Annotated in this window: 17 protein-coding genes; 8 read left to right on the top strand and 9 right to left on the bottom strand. The window is 53.2% G+C overall.

The features are described 5' to 3' along the window. Window positions 1-12: 12 nt before the first annotated feature. Window positions 13-900, bottom strand: a complete 888-nt coding sequence (locus tag J0X12_RS00535) for a spermine/spermidine synthase domain-containing protein (RefSeq protein WP_207040873.1) — start codon at window positions 898-900, stop codon at window positions 13-15. A gap of 83 nt (window positions 901-983) precedes the next feature. Between J0X12_RS00535 and J0X12_RS00540 the strand changes: the two genes are divergently transcribed. Beyond that, window positions 984-1,274 (top strand): 4a-hydroxytetrahydrobiopterin dehydratase, encoded by a 291-nt coding sequence (locus J0X12_RS00540; RefSeq protein ID WP_207040875.1) that lies wholly within the window; start codon window positions 984-986, stop codon window positions 1,272-1,274. 2 nt (window positions 1,275-1,276) lie between these two features. On the opposite strand, the gene J0X12_RS00545 is transcribed toward J0X12_RS00540, so the two are convergent. Next, window positions 1,277-2,038 carry a 3-hydroxyacyl-CoA dehydrogenase gene (locus J0X12_RS00545; protein WP_207040877.1) on the bottom strand — a complete coding sequence of 254 codons (762 nt, stop codon included), beginning with the start codon at window positions 2,036-2,038 and terminating at the stop codon, window positions 1,277-1,279. Between the two features lie 122 nt (window positions 2,039-2,160). Between J0X12_RS00545 and J0X12_RS00550 the strand changes: the two genes are divergently transcribed. The 3 genes from J0X12_RS00550 (at window position 2,161) to J0X12_RS00560 (ending at window position 4,053) form a co-directional block, all read left to right on the top strand. After that, window positions 2,161-2,541, top strand: coding sequence for a YkvA family protein (locus J0X12_RS00550; protein WP_207040880.1), 381 nt, complete (start codon window positions 2,161-2,163; stop codon window positions 2,539-2,541). A 129-nt stretch (window positions 2,542-2,670) separates the two neighbouring features. Then, window positions 2,671-3,387, top strand: coding sequence for a CoA transferase subunit A (locus J0X12_RS00555; RefSeq protein WP_207040881.1), 717 nt, complete (start codon window positions 2,671-2,673; stop codon window positions 3,385-3,387). Window positions 3,388-3,411: 24 nt separating this feature from the next. Then, complete coding sequence (locus tag J0X12_RS00560) at window positions 3,412-4,053, top strand: CoA transferase subunit B (protein WP_207040883.1); 642 nt, start codon at window positions 3,412-3,414, stop codon at window positions 4,051-4,053. A 7-nt stretch (window positions 4,054-4,060) separates the two neighbouring features. On the opposite strand, the gene J0X12_RS00565 is transcribed toward J0X12_RS00560, so the two are convergent. The 5 genes from J0X12_RS00565 to J0X12_RS00585 form a co-directional block, all read right to left on the bottom strand. After that, entirely contained in the window at window positions 4,061-4,984 is a 924-nt protein-coding gene (locus tag J0X12_RS00565) for a DMT family transporter (RefSeq protein WP_207040885.1), read from the bottom strand. After that, window positions 4,981-5,949 carry a DMT family transporter gene (locus tag J0X12_RS00570; protein ID WP_337925133.1) on the bottom strand — a complete coding sequence of 323 codons (969 nt, stop codon included), beginning with the start codon at window positions 5,947-5,949 and terminating at the stop codon, window positions 4,981-4,983. Before J0X12_RS00570 ends, J0X12_RS00565 begins: the two co-directional genes overlap by 4 nt. 82 nt (window positions 5,950-6,031) lie before the next feature. Continuing rightward, window positions 6,032-7,270 (bottom strand): class I SAM-dependent methyltransferase, encoded by a 1,239-nt coding sequence (locus J0X12_RS00575; protein WP_207040889.1) that lies wholly within the window; start codon window positions 7,268-7,270, stop codon window positions 6,032-6,034. A gap of 6 nt (window positions 7,271-7,276) precedes the next feature. After that, the gene (locus J0X12_RS00580) at window positions 7,277-8,257 is read right to left on the bottom strand and encodes an NADPH:quinone oxidoreductase family protein (protein WP_207040892.1); all 981 of its coding nucleotides are present in this window, start codon (window positions 8,255-8,257) and stop codon (window positions 7,277-7,279) included. Between the two features lie 86 nt (window positions 8,258-8,343). Beyond that, window positions 8,344-9,372, bottom strand: a complete 1,029-nt coding sequence (locus tag J0X12_RS00585) for an asparaginase (protein ID WP_207040894.1) — start codon at window positions 9,370-9,372, stop codon at window positions 8,344-8,346. A 69-nt stretch (window positions 9,373-9,441) separates the two neighbouring features. On the opposite strand from J0X12_RS00585, the gene J0X12_RS00590 reads away from it, so the two are divergent. The 3 genes from J0X12_RS00590 to rlmN all read left to right on the top strand — a co-directional run bounded on the left by J0X12_RS00590 (window position 9,442) and on the right by rlmN (window position 11,816). Further along, window positions 9,442-9,981: an RNA methyltransferase gene (locus J0X12_RS00590; protein ID WP_207040897.1), complete on the top strand. Its 540-nt coding sequence runs from the start codon at window positions 9,442-9,444 to the stop codon at window positions 9,979-9,981. 112 nt (window positions 9,982-10,093) lie between these two features. After that, window positions 10,094-10,603 carry an invasion associated locus B family protein gene (locus J0X12_RS00595; protein ID WP_207040899.1) on the top strand — a complete coding sequence of 170 codons (510 nt, stop codon included), beginning with the start codon at window positions 10,094-10,096 and terminating at the stop codon, window positions 10,601-10,603. Between the two features lie 46 nt (window positions 10,604-10,649). Next, complete coding sequence (gene rlmN / locus J0X12_RS00600) at window positions 10,650-11,816, top strand: dual-specificity RNA methyltransferase RlmN (protein WP_207040901.1); 1,167 nt, start codon at window positions 10,650-10,652, stop codon at window positions 11,814-11,816. On the opposite strand, the gene J0X12_RS00605 is transcribed toward rlmN, so the two are convergent. Further along, on the bottom strand, window positions 11,811-12,281 hold the full coding sequence (locus J0X12_RS00605; protein WP_207040903.1) for a GNAT family N-acetyltransferase: 471 nt from the start codon (window positions 12,279-12,281) through the stop codon (window positions 11,811-11,813). The genes rlmN and J0X12_RS00605 overlap by 6 nt on opposite strands. Before the next feature lie 35 nt (window positions 12,282-12,316). Beyond that, window positions 12,317-13,489: a benzoate/H(+) symporter BenE family transporter gene (locus J0X12_RS00610; protein WP_207040905.1), complete on the bottom strand. Its 1,173-nt coding sequence runs from the start codon at window positions 13,487-13,489 to the stop codon at window positions 12,317-12,319. Between the two features lie 99 nt (window positions 13,490-13,588). On the opposite strand from J0X12_RS00610, the gene J0X12_RS00615 reads away from it, so the two are divergent. Then, window positions 13,589-14,155, top strand: coding sequence for a helix-turn-helix domain-containing protein (locus tag J0X12_RS00615; RefSeq protein WP_207040907.1), 567 nt, complete (start codon window positions 13,589-13,591; stop codon window positions 14,153-14,155). The last annotated feature ends 42 nt before the right edge of the window (window positions 14,156-14,197 follow it).

The raw sequence follows: 14,197 nt of genomic DNA on the forward strand, positions 1-14,197 counted from the left end.
TGCACAATATCATTAAAATCCCAGATTCTCCCGCCACCAGGTCGGCAGCGCAAAAGCCGCCCGGTGAAGATCTTCATTATAGTGACGGCCCGTCAAGGCTTCCACGGGATTGGAATAGTCATGGCCGTCTTTGCTATACAGAAAGAAACCAAATTCGGCTGCCGGATAAAGCTGCACGATGGAGCGGTAGCCTGCCACATGCGGGAGCAGCTTTTCGCGCTGCATGATCGAGACGAGGTTCTGATCCTTGTCGCCACAAAGTTCCTGCAGAAAGTACGCCCGGTCCTTTCCGACAAAAATACTGTCACTGTCGAGAACAACACCATCGTCCGTGATGCAGGCGGAAAAATCTTCACAAAAACCACGAGTGAATACGCTGGAGGATGGTCCGACCGGCTCACTCAAATCCAGAATGATCAGATCGAACTTATCGCCCGCCAACCGTGCATTACGCATATAGTCTGCGGCATCGCCAATAACCAGCTCAGCCCGCGGATCGTTATAATCACCATTGATGGCAAGATATTCCTTCGATAGCTCCACAACTCTTTGATCGATCTCCACCATGACGACGCGGGTGACGAACTTATGACGCAATACCTCACGCAGGATGCCGCCATCCCCACCGCCAACGATAAGCACACTTGCCTGCTCTCGTTTGCGACCCAAAAGCGGCACATGCACCGCCATCTCGTGATACATGAACTCATCCGCATGGGAAGCCTGAACAAGATCATCCAGCGTCAGAACACGACCAAAAACCGAATGCTCATAAATCTCAATTTTCTGAAACGGGCTTTGCTCGGAATGCAACAGTTTCATATCAAGGGCATGGGTAAAGGCAATTCCTTCCGTCTCCTCATGCCACCAGTTCCGGCTTACCTCACTAATTTTTGTCATCGGTTTGTTTTCTCGCTCTAGACATCCATTGACGGCGTCAACATAGTTATCCGGCGTCATAACCTGTTAACGGGAGAATATCCATGACTGTTAGACTAAGCACGGAAGAAATTGAAGAGGCGCTACGTGGACTGGACGGCTGGAAGACGGTTGACGGACGAGAGGCAATCGAGAAGTCTTTCAAATTCGCGAACTTCAACCAAGCATTCGCCTTCATGACCCGCGTCGCTCTCAAGGCGGAAAAGATGGATCATCACCCGGAATGGTTCAATGTCTATAGCCGGGTAGATGTCACCCTTGCCACCCATGACGTTGAGGGCCTGAGCAGCAAGGATGTCGCGTTAGCAACTTTTATGAATAAAATCGCCAGCTAGAATTATTTCGGCGCCATCCGTATAGCCCCATCGAGACGGATAACTTCGCCGTTCAGCATCTGATTCTCCATGATCTGCCGCGCGAGCGCCGCATATTCGGACGGGTAACCAAGACGGCTCGGGAAAGGGACGGAAGCGCCAAGGGCCGCCTGTACGTCATCGGGCAGGCTTTTAAGGAGCGGTGTTTCAAATAATCCGGGCGCAATGGTGACGACGCGAACTCCAATCGACGCGAGATCCCGCGCAACCGGCAAGGTCATGCCAACAATACCGCCTTTCGACGCGGCGTAGGCTGCCTGCCCGATCTGACCGTCATACGCCGCAACAGAGGCCGTGTTGATACAGATTCCCCTCTCTCCGCTTTCCATGGGTTCAAGGACGGCCATATCCGCCGACGCACGACGAAGACAATTGAATGTGCCAACCAGATTAACGGCGATCACCTGCTCAAATTTGTCCAGTGGGTGCATGCCCTTGCTGGAATAGGTTTTTGCCGCCGGGCCGATCCCTGCACAGTTGACGAGAATTCGTGCCGCACCGTGGGCTTCACGCGCCTTGTCGAACGCCGCCTCCACCGAACTATCGTCGGCAACGTTCGTAATGCAGGCAACGCCACCGATTTCCGACGCGACCTTTTCCGCCAGTTCCGTATTCATATCAAAAATTGCAACTTTGGCACCCGCCGCTGCCAGCATCCGGGCGGTTGCCTCACCTAGGCCTGAGGCTCCGCCCGTCACTATTGCGGATTTATCGGAAATATCCATTTGTTTTCTCCGGTATATTTTAGGGATGATCCTGAATTAGATACCTCTCCTTATACTGTTGACTCAAAATTGTGAAGATACGCCGTCTTGCAATGCGACTGAGGTCTCTACATATTACCAGTATGACAGAACAGAATGACGAAGATATCTCAGCATTTGATGAGTCCAAGCTTGAAAGCGACAAGCGCCTTGTCATGCGTGAGTTTGCTCAAAAACTGCGCCGGAATTTCGGCAAGATTCCCTTTGCTGATGATGTGACGGCAAGCTTCTATTGCGCCGTTGACGGCAAGAGTCCTGCCTTCGTAAAGGCTGTTCTTTTTGGCGCGCTTGCCTATTTCATCATGCCAGCCGACGTCATTCCCGATTTCCTTGCGGGTATCGGCTTTACGGATGACGCCAGTGTTCTCATGGCCGCGATGGCAACCGTCAAGAAATATGTCAATGAGGAACACCGGAAAAAGGCTCGCGTTTTTCTCGAAAAGGAACCCGCCTCCGCGGAATAGTTCCGAAATCACCCCCCTATCGGAATTAGAAATGGCCGCAATTTTAAATAATTGTGCGTAGCAGCAAGTTTTTTGTTATATAGCTTTCTTATTCAACGAAATTGACATCCGTTTGATAAGGAACTTGGAATGAGTGACAGGAAGATTTACGCCGACGCGACGGCGGCGTTGGACGGCATACTGAAAGACGGCATAACGCTGATGTCCGGTGGATTTGGTCTTTGCGGTATACCGGAAACTTTAATCGAGGCCGTGAAAGCATCTGGCATAAAGGGCCTGACTGTCATTTCCAACAATGCCGGTGTTGATGGCATCGGCTTGGGCGTGCTCCTGGAAAGCAAACAGATTTCGACGATGGTTTCTTCCTATGTTGGTGAGAACAAGATGTTTGCCGAACAGTATCTGAACGGTGATCTGGAAGTCGTTTTCACACCGCAAGGCACGCTTTCCGAGCAAATCCGTGCCGGTGGCGCCGGTATCCCTGCGTTCTTCACCAAGACGGGCGTCGGCACGCTGGTTGCGGAAGGCAAGGAAGTCCGTAACTTTGACGGCGAGGACTATGTGATGGAACGCGGCCTTACCGCCGATATCGCGCTGGTCCATGCCTATATGGCTGACAAGGAGGGCAATCTCGTTTTCCGCAAGACGGCCCGTAACTTCAATCCGATGATGGCAACAGCCGGGCGAATAACGGTCGCCGAGGTTGAGCATCTGGTTGAACCGGGTGAGATCGATCCGGATCATATCGTCGTTCCGGGGGTTTATGTACAGCGGATCGTCCATGTGCCCAACCCCGTGAAACATATTGAACAGCGGACCACCCGCCCCCGTAATCAGGTTTCCTGACCGAGAGAGATAGAGGACTTACACATGGCTTGGACAAGAGAACAAATGGCGCAGCGCGCCGCACAGGAACTTGAAGACGGCTTCTACGTCAATCTCGGTATCGGTATCCCGACCCTCGTTTCCAACTATATTCCCGACAGCATGGAAATCCAGCTTCAGAGCGAAAATGGCATGCTCGGCATGGGTCCTTTTCCCTATGAAGGAGAGGAAGACGCCGATCTGATAAATGCCGGCAAGCAGACGGTAACGGAACTGCCAACGACAAGTTATTTTTCCAACGCGGACAGCTTCGCGATGATCCGTGGCGGTCATATCAACCTGTCAATCCTTGGGGCAATGCAGGTTGCCCAGAATGGGGATCTGGCCAACTGGATGATCCCGGGGAAAATGGTCAAGGGCATGGGCGGCGCCATGGACCTGGTCGCCGGCGTGAAAAAAGTGATTGTGGTCATGGAGCATACGGCGAAAGGCGACCCTAAGCTCCTGAAAACCTGTAACCTCCCATTAACCGGCAAAGGCGTCGTTGACATGGTGATTACGGATATGGCGGTTTTCGAGTTCGTAAAGGAAGGCGAAACCACGATGAAACTTATCCAGCTAGCCGACGGCGTGACACTGGACGAGGTGAAGGCTGCAACCGAGGCCGAATTCGACGTCGCCCTTTAGGGCGGCGTCAACTTTCCAGAACTGCGGGTTTCTTCTTGCCCAGTCCGGCTTCGCGTCGAACGATATAGAGACTGGATGCGACAATAATTCCGGCGCCGATCAACATGGCAAGCGTCGGAATTTCCGCAAATACAAAAAATCCCAAAATTCCGGAGAATATCAGGCGCGTGTAGTCGAATGGCGCGACTGCAGTTGCTTCTCCGACTGAAAAAGCGCGGATTGCGCAGAAATTCGCACCTGAGCCAAAACAGGCCAAGAGAACAAGTATTGCCAGATCCTCAAAACTCGGCGGGGTCCAGACGATCATCGCCGGAAATGCAGATATGACTGAAGCGATCAGGCCGAAATAAAACATCATCGTTGTTGGGGCTTCAGTCACGCTCAGCTTTTTCAGAAAGACGGACACCAGCGCGACCATCAGCGCCCCGAAGAGCGCAACAAGGGACGCAAACTCGAACTCGCCTTGCGACTGAACCATCACCAATACCCCGACGAATCCGACAGCCGTCGCCGTCCAGCGCCGCCATCGTATCATTTCCCCAAGAAACAGAACCGCTAGAAGGATCAGAAAGAGGGGTCGGGTAAAAGTGAGAGCCACCGCGTCAGCAAGGGGCAAATGCGTAATCGCATAGAAAATGGACAGCATGCCAAGAATGCCGACAACCCCACGGGCTAAATGGAGCTTGAGTACACGGGTTTTAAGTCCCGAGAGACCGCGACGAAGCGCGAAGGGCAAGATGACGATAAAACCGAACAGGGCACGCAAGAAGGCTATCTGGAAACTATTCATTTCGGCACCCAGAAACTTGATGCCGACTCCCATACAGGAAAAGAAAAATCCCCCGAGCAACATCCATAGTGCACCCTGACCGTTGGCCGGTATCCTAGAAAAGAAACCCTGCGGAAAGATGCCGTGGTCAGGCGATCTCATTTTGTTGGCCCTGAACGGGTCTCTGCCTTTATTTGCGCCAGTATCTCCTTCTCTTTCGCGTTGTTACGCGCATTGCTCACCCGGGCTTCCCGGATTGCAATGTAGATTGAAGAGGCAAAAATAATTGCGGCCCCGATATAGGTGAAAAGATCGGGCTCCTGCATAAAAAAGATAAAGCCGATAAGCGCCGAGAATATGAGCCGGAAAAAATCGAAGGGCATAACAATAGACGCATCTGCGAGCGTATAGGCTTTCGTAAAACACAGATGTCCAATCGTCGCCAGCAACCCGATAATCAAAATGGCTACAAGCTGCGCCATCGTCGGGGTTTCCCAGACGAAAATCGCCGGGATGAGAGACATTGGTATAATCAAAATCTGGTTCAGGGCGACCATCGCGGCTGTATTTTCAGACCGTGACAAGAGCTTCACCATCGTCATCGAACATGCCATGGTGACGGCGGAAAAAATAGCGGAATAGGATCCTACGCTCATTTCTGTCAGGCCAGGCCGCAGAATTATCATGGCACCGATAAAGCCAACGATCATCGCGGCACCGCGGCGGATACCGACCACTTCGTGCAGGACGACGATCGCTAATATGGTGCCGAAAATCGGGGCCGTAAAATTGAGCGCCACCGCATCGGCAAGCGGCAACACGCTCACGGCGTAGAACCAGCTCAGCATTGACGCAAAGCCGAATAGACTTCGCAGCCCAAAAGCACCAATGCGTTTCGTTTTTAAAACGCCCAATCCTGCCTGGAAGAACCAGGGCAGAAAAAAAAGTATGCCCGCTACATTCCGTAAAAACACTACCTGGAAAATATGCATGCCGCTATCTGACACGTAACGGATAACCCCTGCCATCAGGGAGAAAAAAAGGCACGCGATTATCATCAGACCCGCCGCCTGTAACACCGGAGAGAAATTTAGAAAGGGTTTAATCAGAACACGTAAAAATACCATCCCGAACAGAATAAGTCGGCGGCTGTTAAAGGCAAAGCACTAAAACTGCAATACTGCTGTGCATTTTATGCGCGCTATGTTTTTAACTCGACTTAAGCCAAAGAAGGTTAAGGCCCTGCAGCATTTTATATACGGGAGCAAAAGCCGTTCGGAAATTTGGCCAGGTCATGGACATTTCGGACTGAATTTCCCGCAAATTTCTTTGATTATTAATATAGCGAACAAAATCCGCCGCCCCGTCCGGAATGTCGAGCGTTACCGGATCCGTATCAAAATGCACCGTCAAAGACGAACGCGCGGCGAGTGTGCGAGAGAGAATTTCCGCATTATTATCTTTTAGAACGGGGATCATTTCGGGATCGAACCTCGCCTCGCCTGCGGCCGTACCATGCAATTTCCTGGCGTAAAATGTATGCGTTTTAATTGATCCGGACAGATTCTCGGCGAGGGCCGCACGTGCCCCTGTGTCCAGTTTCCGGGCCCGTTTGCGAAGCTCCGGGTCTTTTAAGTACATCTCCGGCTCATACCGTACCGGCTCAATAAATCTGACAAGCTGCATGCCTGTCTCGGTCAGAAGGTCCAGAACTTCAGGCACAAGATAGCTCCTGTCCCGTGGGTGCAGTAACAAATCATAGAGCGCCGCATCCTCGCCCAGCTTGTGATCGCCGAGTACCTTGTTCTTGTTGAGCCAATTGGCCGGTGGAAGATCTTTGAGGAGATTTTTCGCGAGCTTGACCTGATTGCCCACACTGTCTCCTTCCGTAAGCGATCGCAGGGCATTCTGGACCGGGTACACACCTGTTCGACCAAGTGTCGCATAAACCATAAGACCCATACCGCCGTCGTCGGCCAGACAGGAAACAAGCGCCGCGAGACCGGCCACTGGCTCTTCCAGGTGGTGGAGCACTCCACAACAATCAATATAATCGAAAGGTGCGAGGTTCAGGGACGGTAAATCAAGAAGGGAGCCGGTCAGGAAATCTATATTGTCAAGACCGCGGGCCTCTGCCCGGGCCTCTGCCACTTGACGGCTCGCTGACGACAGATCGAGATAGGTGACATGCCCAGCCTTTCCCCGGTCCGCCAGATGCTGCGCCAGCATAATAGCGGCATCGCCGGTTCCTCCACCCGCGACAAGCGCGCGAAAAGGCTGTGAAAAATCGCGTTTCCCGGCGAAAAGGTAATGATTAAGCTCATCGAGATGGCTCGGGCTTCCTTCAATCAGCCGCGCCGCCTCGTCTTTCGGGTCGCGAGGGGGATAGGGAAGAGTCTCATACTGGCGCTTAACGGCCGCATCGCGCTTGCCCTTCCCCTTCGCCATGAAAGATCAATCCTTAACGGTAATGATGACCTTGCCTGTGGTTTTGCGAGACAGCAACGCCTTCATTGCATCCGCACCTTTTTCCAGCGGGAAATGCATGGAGACATGCGGCTTGATCTTGCCGCTTTCGACCATGTCCAACATCGCCTGGAAATTCGCGCGATTCTGTTCCGGGTAGCGGCGGGCAAATTCGCCCCAGAACACACCAACAACGGAGCAGCCCTTGAGCAGCGCCAGGTTGGTTTTAAGTTCCGCAATTCGGCCCGACGCGAACCCGATCACCAGCAGGCGACCATTCCAGTTGATGCAGCGCATGGACTGATCAAACGCATCGCCACCAACCGGATCATAAATCACGTCCGCACCCTTGCCATCCGTCAGCTCCTTGACACGGTCACGGATGCTTTCCGTTGAGTAGTTGATAACATGCTCCGCGCCATATTGCTTGACGATATCCATCTTGTCATCAGAACCGACCGTTCCGATGACCGTCGCACCAAGCGCCTTGCCAAGCTCAACCGCATTAAGGCCGACGCCACCTGCCGCGCCATGTACCAGCAGTACTTCGCCTGGTTTCAAATCACCGCGATCGACGAGGGCATGATAGGTTGTGCCATAAGTTACCGGAAAACCTGCCGCCTGGTCATAAGGCATGTTGTCAGGAATTTTGTAGGTGCCGTTCTCGGGCGCCAGCACGTATTCCGCAAAGCCGCCCACACCATGGTTGGCCATTACCCGATCACCAACTGCTACCTTGGTGACGCCTTCGCCAACTTCGGTCACGATACCAGAAGATTCCATACCCGGAGAGAACGGAAAGGGCGGCTTGAACTGATATTTGCCGGCAATCATCAGGGTGTCCGGAAAGTTAAGACCAACGGAATGAACCTCGATCTTGACCATTCCCTTTTTGACTTCAGGCTCTGGAACATCTTCCATCACCAGAATATCCGGATCCCCAAATTCCTTGCAAACAAGAGCTTTCATGATTTTTTCCTAAATGTCTTTTTTGTTGTTATTGCGATGCAGAAACTTACCCTTCAACAAAAGCCGAGGTCAATCACCGAGATACTTTAGTCGTTAAAAGTGGCCGTGATTTCCCCAACGGTAATGTTATTCCTGTTACGCAGGATTGGACGAACGAACGGATCAATCGCGCGATGGATGTCATCGTCGAGAATTCCAATCTCATCCAGAATTGCCCCGAGCGCGACGTCTACAGCCCGCGTTGTACCATCGACTGCCTTGATTGCAATACCAATACCTGCTTTGGGAAGCGCTGCCAGATAGACCCCTTCTGCGCCGACTTTCGCGACAATTCGGCCGTTCGCCGCGCCGTTGATTGCGGTGCAAAGGCGGTCGGAACCGGCAATCATCTCTGGATATTTCGAGATGGCTTTTTGCAGTCGTGCGCAGGCCGCCGCCCTGTCAGCGCTGAGTTTGGAGGGGTCCGCAAACCGGGCAAATGCCAGTGCCGCCTGTTGCAGCGGTATACCGATCGTCGGAATGGAGCACCCATCGATCCCGACCGGAGCGTTTGACAGGTCGAGATCGGTAAAATCCTCCAGAACGGTCACAATGCGCCGCTGCACCGGATGGTCGCGGTCGATATATCCTTTGATCGATTCTTTCAGATGAACGGCCGTACACAAAAAGCCGGAATGCTTACCCGAACAATTGTTATGCGCGGCTGTTGGCTCCTGTCCTGAGGAGGCGAGGGCGCGCGCTGCGGGATCATAAGTCGGCCAATGCGTGCCACATTCAAGGGCGTCGATCGTGAGACCCAGCCTGTCTAACCAGGCCGTTACCGCCTCGACGTGAACCGGCTCTCCTGTATGGGACGCACAGGCGAGAGACAATTCCTTTTCACTCACATTAAACGCATCGGCCGCCCCACTTTCGATGAGTTGCAACGCCTGCAACGGTTTGATTGCAGATCGGAGATATACCGGATCTTCAACATTCCCCCAACTGCGCACAATCTTGCCGGACGAATCGGAAACAGCAGCAGAAACCACATGGCGGCTTTCCACCATGGGCCCGCGTGTGACCTCAACGGTGAAAGGAGGGCTTGCAGAATTATTGGAGGAATGGTTAATCATGTTCTGGACCAAATTGGATTTGTAAATCGTGGATTTCTATCAGGATTCCGGTCAGGAGAGTAGAGAATTATGGCAATTTCCCGGGGTTATTTTGGTATCGGGGTTGAGGGAATCAGCAAGCCGATGAATGCAGGCAACCTTTTCCGTACGGCCCATGCGTTCGGTGCGAGTTTTGTTTTTACAATCGGCGCAGATTATTCCGTTCGCAAGGCCTGCTCGGACACCTCCGTTGCGCCAAAAAATATCCCTTGGTACGATTACGATAATCTAGAGGAAATGCAATTGCCAAAAGGGTGCAAGATTGTCGGGGTCGAGCTTCTCGATGAGGCGACGGAACTGCCAAGTTTTTTTCATCCCATAAGTGCAGCCTATGTCCTGGGTCGCGAACGCGGCTCCCTCTCCCCGGCAATGCAAGAAAAATGCGACTACTTCATCAAAATTCCGACAAAGTTCTGTCTGAATGTTGCAACCGCAGGGGCAATTGTTATGTATGACAGAATAGTCACCCACGGGCGATTTGCCCGGCGACCAACCGGTGAGCTCGGCACGCCGGAACCCCTAAAGGCGCATGTCCAGGGGGCGCCCATAAAACGGCGCGAAACGGATTGATGAGATGCGGAAAAAACAACAGGTTGAGTGGATGTTCCAGTTTGAAGAAAAATTGAAGGTGTCGGGGGTAGAAAAAATGGCGTTGGCCCGGTATCCTCTAAGAATGTATAGATTGACCGCCAGTTTGTTTCTGACCCTTTCCCTGCTTCTATCCCTTTCGGGACAAGCCGCCGCACAACAGGCGGAGCCCCGGGCACTTGGCACTTTTAACGACTGGCTCGCCTATAGCTGGGTCGAGAATGACAATAAAGTCTGCTACATGCTTTCGCGACCGCTTAAATCCACGCCGCAAGGGGTCAAGCGCGGCGATATCTATGTCATGGTTGCCTATCGGCCCAAATCAAAATCCAAGGAAGAAGTCAGCCATGTTGCTGGATATCCTTATCAGGACAAATCAACCGTCGAGGCTTTGATCGGCAGCAACAAGTTCCTGCTTGCGACAAACAATGAAGTTGCCTGGGTTCCCGAAGGCGGCAGCGATGAAAAGCTGATCAGCGCCATGCGCAGCGGATCGAAGATGATTGTCAAGGGGACCTCCAGTCGTGGGACCCTGACCGTCGACACCTATTCCCTGCAAGGCTTCACTGCCGCTTACAAGCAGATTAGAAAAAGCTGTACTTGATCGGCCAGACAAGAGTATAAGCCGTTTTTTAAGAAAGCTGGAAGCTATGGATCATTTGATTCCCGATGTTGATGCCGTTGACCGGCAACCCGAACTGCTCGCCATCCGCAAAAGCCTGATCGGGCTCGACCGGAGCGAAATGGCGGCTGCGCTGATTGAGGCCGGAATCGATGAGAAAGCTGCCCGGATGAGGGCGCGCCAGCTTTTTCACTGGCTTTACTATCGTGGCGCCAGCAAGTTCGAGGATATGACGTCTATCTCGAAAGAGATGCGTGGCTGGCTGCCCGAGAAATTCACAGCAGAACGGCCTGAGATTACCTCCCTCCAGGAATCGACTGATGGCACCCGCAAGTGGCTAGTGAAATTCCAGGACGGGCAGGAAGTTGAATCAGTCCATATCCCTGAGGAAGATCGTGGCGCTCTTTGCGTTTCAAGCCAGGTTGGATGCACCTTGACGTGCAGTTTCTGCCATACCGGGACTATGAAGCTCGTCCGGAACCTGACTGCTGGGGAAATTATCTCGCAGATGCTGGTGGCGCGCGACACGATTAACGAGTGGCCGAGCCCGAAGGGCGATCGGATGATCTCCAATATCGTCATGATGGGTATGGGCGAACCGCTGCTGAATTATGACAATGTCGCCAAGGCACTGAAAATCATTATGGACGGCGAGGGCATATCCCTTTCCAAGAGGCGCATCACCCTTTCGACATCCGGCGTCGTGCCTAAAATCCGCCAATGCGGTGAAGAACTTGGCGTCAACCTCGCCATTTCACTCCACGCTGTAACGAACGAAATCCGGGATATCCTTGTCCCGATCAACAAGCGCTATCCGATCAAGGAACTCCTGCAGGCTTGCAAGGAATACCCAGGCAGCAACAATGCCCGCCGGATCACTTTTGAATATGTCATGTTGGACGGCATCAATGACAGCCCGTCGGACGCGCGGGAGCTTGTCCGGTTGTTGAAGGATATTCCGGCGAAGGTCAACCTGATCCCCTTCAATCCCTGGCCCGGCACGCAGTATCAATGTTCCAGCAACAACGCGATGCATCGATTTGCGAAAATCGTCAATGACGCCGGGTACTCCTCGCCCATCCGGGTACCGCGCGGTCGCGACATCATGGCGGCCTGCGGCCAGCTCAAATCCGCAAGCAAGAAAGCGCCCGCTTCTGCTCGCCGCAAGGAAGCCGGGGCTGAAGCAAGCCTATAATTCAAGCTGCATGGTGATACTGGTGGGGCGATCATAGCCTTCATGGGCGGTAGTGCCGCTCTGACGAAAGCCGCAGCGGCGGAAAAAGTCATGCACTTCGACCAGTTCGATGCGCGATTGAAGCTCTATTAGCTTTTTCTCGCGTGTTCGGCATAAATCTATAGCGGAGTTCACGACCGCAATACCAATGCCGGAGTGCTGCGCCTTGGGATCGACCGCGAGTTTGCCGAGATACATCTTCTCCCCCAAATTCTTGAGAAAGCAGCAGCCGACCAGCCTGCCTCCGTCACGCGCCAGCAACAATGTCTCCTCTGTCGCCTTTTGGGCAATTGTCTCCTCGTTCAGGAGATGAAGGGAGGACGGTGGGTCAATCCGGCATTCCATATAGGTAAATGCCTCGAACAGGAGCGCAAGCAATGCCTGCCAGTCGCTGAACCCCTCCTCTTTTACTGTAACCGTTACCATCTAGAATCTCTGAGTGTTAATTCAGCGGTGATATTTTATTCTTTTATCGCCTGCGTAAAGTGCTTCCGAAAAAGATAGGCACTCATCCCAATAACAAGGCCCCAAAAAGGCGCCCCGATGGAGAGAAGTGTCATGCCCGATGCGGTAACGGCGAAGGTCAGAATTGCCGCGTCGCGCTCCGCCTCTACTTTGAGCGCGGCGTCTAGGCTGTTGGCAATCGTTGACAGGAGTGCGAGGCCCGCTATCGCCATGACCAGCGCTGCCGGGAAGGCAATGAATAGAGCGGTGATAGCTGCGCCAAAGAGCCCGGCAAGACAATAGAAGACAGAGGCCCAGATAACCGCAGGATAGCGCCTCGCAGGATCCGGGTGAACCTCGGGACTCATGCACAGGGCGGCGGTGATTGCGGCGAGGTTAAAGGCAAAGCCCCCGAAGGGAGCGAGCACGATTCCCGTAAAACCAGACCAACCGATCAAGGGCGACGCCGGCACATCATAGCCATGTGCCCGAAGGGCCGCGATACCCGGTACATTCTGGGACGCCATGGTAACGATAAAAAGCGGAATGCCGACACCGATCAGGGTGGTGATCTCAAAGGCAGGCATGACGAAAACTGGCCGGGTGAGCGTAAATTCCGCTTCAACTGCGGAGATCTGTCCTCCAGCCAGCGCAATAACGATACCGGTCAAAACAGTGAGCGGTATGACATAGCGTGGCAGGAACTGCTTGGCTGCCAAGAAGACAATTACCATGGCGCCGACCATCAGCACATCTGCCTCCAGCGCGACAAAGGCATCTAGGCCAAAGCGCAGCAGCACCGCCGCCAACAAGGCGGAAGCAAGCGATTGCGGTACGAAAGTCATGATTTTCTGGAAAAGGCCGGTTACACCGCAAAGGGTGAGAAGGACTGAACTAAAGATAAAGGCACCGATCGCATCCCCCATCGGTATTCCCGGCAGGCTGGTCGCAAGCAGGGCGGCACCAGGCGTTGACCAGGCAATAAGAACCGGTTGGCGATAGTAAAGGGTCAGACCGAGACTACTAATCCCCATTCCGAGCCCAACCGCCCAGAGCCAGGAACTGATCTGCTCAGGGCTCGCCCCCGCCGCATTCGCCGCCTGAAAGACAATGGCGCCCGCCCCGGTGTACCCTACCAGGACAGCGACGAACCCCGCAGAAATATAACTCGGAGAGAAGAAACGAAGCATTTTGATCTGTACCTTCCACCAGAATATACGTTATAACGCACAAGCGGCGCCAATCTAACAGATGTGCGCTATAACGCTCAATCGAAAAATGGACGAATGATGCAAGATCTGAAAGATCACCTTTGCGCCACCTTGAAGAAACTTCGTAAGGAACGCGGCTGGAGCCTGGATGCAACGGCGGCGGCAACTGGCGTCAGCAAAGCCATGCTGGGACAGATTGAACGAGGCGAATCAAGCCCGACAACGGCTGTTCTCTGGAAACTGGCGACAGGATTTCAGGTTTCGGTTTCCTCCCTGATGGAACCTTTACCCGAGATCGCGGCGGACACGGTTATTCGAGATGCCAATGAAATCCGCTATGTTCCCGGTGACAAAGGGATGGCCGTTGCGCCTCTATTTCCGTTTGAACCGCGTTTTGGATTTGATTTGATGGAACTTACCTTCCTTCCCGGCTATGAACGTTTATCTGAACCGCATGAGCCGGGAGTAATTGAGCATATCACCCTCATTTCCGGGGATATGGAGATTCTGACAGATGATATCTGGCATTCGCTTGAAAAAGGACAAACAATCCGATTTCGTGGTGACCGGCCCCATGGCTATCGAAACCAAGGTGATGAAAAGGCCGTTACCCTATCGGTGATCCATTATCCGCATCGCACCTGATGTTTGCGGAAATCTGCCCCTTGCGAAGCCCCCACTTTTCCC

This window comes from Sneathiella sedimenti (genome assembly GCF_017313765.1).
Lineage (GTDB): Bacteria > Pseudomonadota > Alphaproteobacteria > Sneathiellales > Sneathiellaceae > Sneathiella > Sneathiella sedimenti.

Excerpts from the sequence above, each read along its gene's own strand:
- J0X12_RS00535 (WP_207040873.1), bottom strand. The coding sequence starts at position 900 with ATGACAAAAATTAGTGAGGTAAGCCGGAACTGGTGGCATGAGGAGACG.
- J0X12_RS00540 (WP_207040875.1), top strand. The coding sequence starts at position 984 with ATGACTGTTAGACTAAGCACGGAAGAAATTGAAGAGGCGCTACGTGGA.
- J0X12_RS00545 (WP_207040877.1), bottom strand. The coding sequence starts at position 2,038 with ATGGATATTTCCGATAAATCCGCAATAGTGACGGGCGGAGCCTCAGGC.
- J0X12_RS00550 (WP_207040880.1), top strand. The coding sequence starts at position 2,161 with ATGACAGAACAGAATGACGAAGATATCTCAGCATTTGATGAGTCCAAG.
- J0X12_RS00555 (WP_207040881.1), top strand. The coding sequence starts at position 2,671 with ATGAGTGACAGGAAGATTTACGCCGACGCGACGGCGGCGTTGGACGGC.
- J0X12_RS00560 (WP_207040883.1), top strand. The coding sequence starts at position 3,412 with ATGGCTTGGACAAGAGAACAAATGGCGCAGCGCGCCGCACAGGAACTT.
- J0X12_RS00565 (WP_207040885.1), bottom strand. The coding sequence starts at position 4,984 with ATGAGATCGCCTGACCACGGCATCTTTCCGCAGGGTTTCTTTTCTAGG.
- J0X12_RS00570 (WP_337925133.1), bottom strand. The coding sequence starts at position 5,949 with ATGGTATTTTTACGTGTTCTGATTAAACCCTTTCTAAATTTCTCTCCG.
- J0X12_RS00575 (WP_207040889.1), bottom strand. The coding sequence starts at position 7,270 with ATGGCGAAGGGGAAGGGCAAGCGCGATGCGGCCGTTAAGCGCCAGTAT.
- J0X12_RS00580 (WP_207040892.1), bottom strand. The coding sequence starts at position 8,257 with ATGAAAGCTCTTGTTTGCAAGGAATTTGGGGATCCGGATATTCTGGTG.
- J0X12_RS00585 (WP_207040894.1), bottom strand. The coding sequence starts at position 9,372 with ATGATTAACCATTCCTCCAATAATTCTGCAAGCCCTCCTTTCACCGTT.
- J0X12_RS00590 (WP_207040897.1), top strand. The coding sequence starts at position 9,442 with ATGGCAATTTCCCGGGGTTATTTTGGTATCGGGGTTGAGGGAATCAGC.
- rlmN (WP_207040901.1), top strand. The coding sequence starts at position 10,650 with ATGGATCATTTGATTCCCGATGTTGATGCCGTTGACCGGCAACCCGAA.
- J0X12_RS00605 (WP_207040903.1), bottom strand. The coding sequence starts at position 12,281 with ATGGTAACGGTTACAGTAAAAGAGGAGGGGTTCAGCGACTGGCAGGCA.
- J0X12_RS00610 (WP_207040905.1), bottom strand. The coding sequence starts at position 13,489 with ATGCTTCGTTTCTTCTCTCCGAGTTATATTTCTGCGGGGTTCGTCGCT.
- J0X12_RS00615 (WP_207040907.1), top strand. The coding sequence starts at position 13,589 with ATGCAAGATCTGAAAGATCACCTTTGCGCCACCTTGAAGAAACTTCGT.